We start from the raw sequence: 4,007 nt of genomic DNA, 5'->3' as shown, positions 1-4,007 counted from the left end.
GCGCCGTCCCGCCCGGCAGGGCTCCCCGCCGCCGGAGCCGCTCGCGGCCGGAATGACTCGGGCCCCGGTTCCTGCATAGGATTGAGGCGGGCTCAATGGGGTGCTCGCGCCGACCGGCCAGCAACCGAGAAGGAGTACCCATGAGGATTGGCATCATGACCAGCGGCGGGGATTGCCCCGGCCTGAATGCGGTGATCCGCGGCATCGTGCTCAAGGGCATCACCGCGCACGGGCACGAGTTTGTCGGCTTCCGCGACGGCTGGCGCGGCGTGCTGGAGGGCGACATCATGGAACTGCCGCGGCACCAGGTGCGCGGCATCTCCAAGCAGGGCGGCACGATCCTGGGCACCTCGCGCACCAACCCGTTCGAGGGTCCCAACGGCGGGCCGGAGAAGATCCAGCAGACGCTGGACCGGCTGGGCGTGGACGCGGTGATCGTGATCGGCGGCGAGGGCACCCTGGCCGGCGCCTACCGGCTCACCCAGAGCGGGCTGAAGATCGTCGGCGTGCCCAAGACCATCGACAACGACCTGGAAGCCACCGACTACACCTTCGGTTTCGACACCGCGGTGCAGATCGCCACCGAGGCGATCGACCGGCTGCGCACCACCGGCGAATCGCACCACCGCTGCATGATCGCCGAGGTGATGGGCCGCAACGTGGGCTGGATCGCGCTGCACGCGGGCATGGCCACCGGCGCGCACGCCATCCTGATCCCCGAGCAGAGCGTGAGCATGGAGCAGGTGTCCGACTGGGTGCTGCACGCGCAGAAGCGCGGCCGTGCCCCGCTGGTGGTGGTGGCCGAGGGCTGGGTGCCCGACGGCGAACTGGGCCCGCACGCCGAGCGCGGTGTGGACAGTTTCGGGCGGCCGAGGCTCGGGGGCATCGGGGAGCGGCTGGCCCCCGAACTGGAGGCCCGCACCGGGATCGAAACGCGCGCCACCACGCTGGGGCACATCCAGCGCGGCGGGGTCCCCTCCGGCTACGACCGCGTGCTGGCCACCCGCCTGGGCATGGCGGCCGTGGACTCGGTGGTGGAGAAGCGCTGGGGCTCCATGGTGGCACTGAAGGGAACGGACGTCGTGCACGTGGGCTTCGAGTCGGCGCTGAACAATCTAAAAACCGTCCCCCAGCATCGTTACGACGAGGCAAGGGTTCTCTTCGGCTAAGCGTTCAGTAGGGTGGCAGGTATGCGATTGGACGCAGGGACGGCTGACATTGTGCTGCTGGCGTGGGCGCGGTTGCTCGGATTCTCCGACAACGCCTTCACCGCGGCCGGCGACCGGCTGACCAGGATCAACGAGGACGCCGGGACGCTCACCTTCGTGCGCTTGTTCGGCCGCTCAGCGCTGGTGGGACCGGAATGGGCCCTCGCCGCGGCCGCCCGGTACTCGGACGACGACCTGGCCGAACACCAGACGCTGATGCTGCTGAGCCGGGAGCACGGCGGGCACGGGCTGGGCAAGGCCGTGCTGTCTTACGCCGAAGACCTGCCGGTGGTCCAGCCCGAACGGGAGGCCCTGGTGTCCACCGCGGGCAGCGACGTCGCCCGGCTCGAAGACAGGTGCCCGCCCGATGACACGCACGAAGCGGCGCTGGCCGGCATGGACAAGTCGTTCGTGCTGCTGGACGGCAGCACCCCGATGGCCGGCGCCGGCTACCAGGAGTGGCAGCAGATCCTCGGCCACGTTGGCGTGCTGACCGCCCCCGCCTACCGGCGCCGCGGAGCCGGCGCGTTGATCGCGGCGATCGCCGGCCACGAGGCGCTCTCCTCCGGACTCATTCCGCAGTGGCGCTCGCACGAAGAGAACAGGGCCTCCCGCGCGCTGGCCGCGAGCCTGGGATTCTGGGACGCGGGCACCCAGACCTCGGTGATCCTGCAGAAGCGGAGCTGACCGCGGCGGCTCAGCGCGGCGGGCGCAGGAACCCGGTCTGGCGGCCGACCACCTGGCCGGCGTCGGGGGTGACAATCACTTCCTGGGCGGCGTCGTAGCTCTCGCCGTCGTCCAGCACGGTCAGCTGCGCCAGCGGATCGACCGAGCGCTTGACCACGGCCAGCGCAATCGGTCCCATCTCGTAGTGTTGCGCCGCGGACGTGACCGCGCCGACGCGCTTGTCGCCGAGCATCACGTCGCTGCCCGGGACCGGCAGCGTGTGCTGCGAGCCGTCCAGCTGCAGGAACACCAGCCGGCGCGGCGGGCGGCCCAGGTTGTGCACGCGGGCGATGGTCTCCTGGCCCTTGTAGCAGCCCTTCTCCAGGTGCACGGCGGTGCGGATGAGGTCCAGTTCGTGCGGGATGGTCTTCTCGTCGGTCTCCGCCCCGACCCGTGGCCGCCACGCGGCGATCCGCAGCGCCTCGGCGGCCCAGACCCCGGCCAGCTGCAGCCCGGAGACGGCCGATTCCAGGTCGGCCGCCGGCAGCAGGTATTCGTACCAGGACCGTTCCAGGCCGGGGTGCTTGGGTTCCTCGATGCCGGTGTAGGCATAGCCGCCGGCACCGATCTGCGGCCACGGGTCCTGCCACACGAGGCTCCCCTCGAAGGCCGGGACCGGCCTGACCGAACCCACCACGGCCCAGTCGGCGGAGACATCGGCAACCTCTACCCGCAGCATGAACTTCATTCTGTCCAGCCATGCGGCCAGCGGCGCCGCCTCGAAGGATTCGACGATCAGCCAGGTGCGTTCGCCGTCGTCGACGATGCGGGCGTCGTATTCGATCCGGCCCTGCACGGTGAGCAGCAGCGCTTCGCTGGACTGGCCCGGCTTCAGGTTCAGCAGCAGCTGCGAGGAGAGCGTGTTCAGCCAGCTCAGCCGGTCTTCGCCGGCCACCGTCACCACCCCGCGGTGGGAAAGGTCCGTGACGGCCTCGCCGCGGGCCAGGGCGCGCTGTTCGCGCAGCGGGTCGGAGTAGTGGGCGGCGACGCCGGCGTCGGCCCCGGAGGCTTCGACGGCGCCGTGTTGCAGGAGCAAAGGGCTGCGGTAGGTCATACCGGCATCAACTCCCGGCGGCCGTGCCAAATTCCCTCCCCGGTCAGGCGCGCTTGGCCAGGATCGCCGAGGCGTGCGGGGCCAGGTCCTTGCCCTTGGCCTCGGCCACGTCCCAGCGCCAGTAAAGATCGTTGTTGACCAAGCCGAAGATGCGCGTGGCCGCACTGTAGTCCTTGGACTGCGAACCGCGCATCACCATGTCGGTGCTCAGCTGCACGCGGGGGCCCTTGATCTGCCCGTAGTAGAGCTCGGAGATACCGCCCGGGTGCACGATGGTCGCGGTGATATCGAAGCCGCCGTCGGCGTTGCGCAGCTCTTCGACCTCGTCCGCGGATTTCAGGGCCGGCACGATTTCGGCGGGGACCAGGCCCGGGCCGACGTCGGCGTCGTTGAGCTTGCGGTCCAGTGCCCAGAAGCCGGTTTCCACGGACAGCGGGCGCAGCCGGTTGCCATCCTCGTCGGTCAGCCAGCTCTCGGCGGTGTACTGCAGGTAGGGCAGGCCGTTCTGCGCGAACGTGGCCTTCTGGACGAAATGTTCGTCCCCCTCCTCGCCCGCACCCAACCGGCCGGCACCTTCCCAGGTACCCAGCAGCCAGGACAGCGGCACCAGCTCCGGGGTCAGCTCCGTCGGGAGTTCAATCGGCATTGTTAAGCTTTGGTCGCTTACTTCTGGCCCTTGAACAGGCGGTAGACCACCAGCGAGGCAAAGCCCGCGATGCCAAGGCCGGCGAGGACCAGCAGGGACAGGTAGAAAATTTCAAGACCGAGATACGACATGGCTCCATAGTAACGGCCCCGGCCGCAGGATGCCTGCCCGTGACGCCTGCCCGCACTGTGACCTCGCTCATTCGGGGGCCCCGCTCATTTCAGCGCAGCAGCATCCGCTCCAGGAAGTAGACCAGCGATCCGGCGGCCATTGCCGGGGCGGCGCCGACGGCGAGCATCGCCGGCAGCCGGGTGGGACCGCCGTCGGCCAGCACGAGCCGGCGGAAACTGACCAGGATGATGCCGGCGACGGC

The 4,007-nt window shown here is 69.8% G+C and carries 4 protein-coding genes; 2 read left to right on the top strand and 2 right to left on the bottom strand.

From position 1 onward, the window contains the following. The first annotated feature begins 140 nt into the window (after window positions 1-140). Together AC5RUJ_RS12275 and AC5RUJ_RS12270 are read left to right on the top strand one after the other, a co-directional pair. Window positions 141-1,169: a 6-phosphofructokinase gene (locus AC5RUJ_RS12275; RefSeq protein WP_494025422.1), complete on the top strand. Its 1,029-nt coding sequence runs from the start codon at window positions 141-143 to the stop codon at window positions 1,167-1,169. A gap of 21 nt (window positions 1,170-1,190) precedes the next feature. Further along, window positions 1,191-1,895, top strand: coding sequence for a GNAT family N-acetyltransferase (locus AC5RUJ_RS12270; protein ID WP_494128934.1), 705 nt, complete (start codon window positions 1,191-1,193; stop codon window positions 1,893-1,895). A 10-nt stretch (window positions 1,896-1,905) separates the two neighbouring features. Here AC5RUJ_RS12270 and ygfZ read toward each other — a convergent pair whose 3' ends face one another. Together ygfZ and AC5RUJ_RS12260 are read right to left on the bottom strand one after the other, a co-directional pair. After that, window positions 1,906-2,988: a CAF17-like 4Fe-4S cluster assembly/insertion protein YgfZ gene (ygfZ, locus tag AC5RUJ_RS12265; RefSeq protein WP_494128933.1), complete on the bottom strand. Its 1,083-nt coding sequence runs from the start codon at window positions 2,986-2,988 to the stop codon at window positions 1,906-1,908. Between the two features lie 43 nt (window positions 2,989-3,031). Next, window positions 3,032-3,634, bottom strand: coding sequence for a nitrobindin family protein (locus tag AC5RUJ_RS12260; RefSeq protein ID WP_494128932.1), 603 nt, complete (start codon window positions 3,632-3,634; stop codon window positions 3,032-3,034). Between the last annotated feature and the right edge of the window lie 373 nt (window positions 3,635-4,007).

The organism is Arthrobacter sp. Y3223164 (genome assembly GCF_059091005.1).
This window is presented reverse-complemented; position numbering and strand designations above follow the sequence as displayed.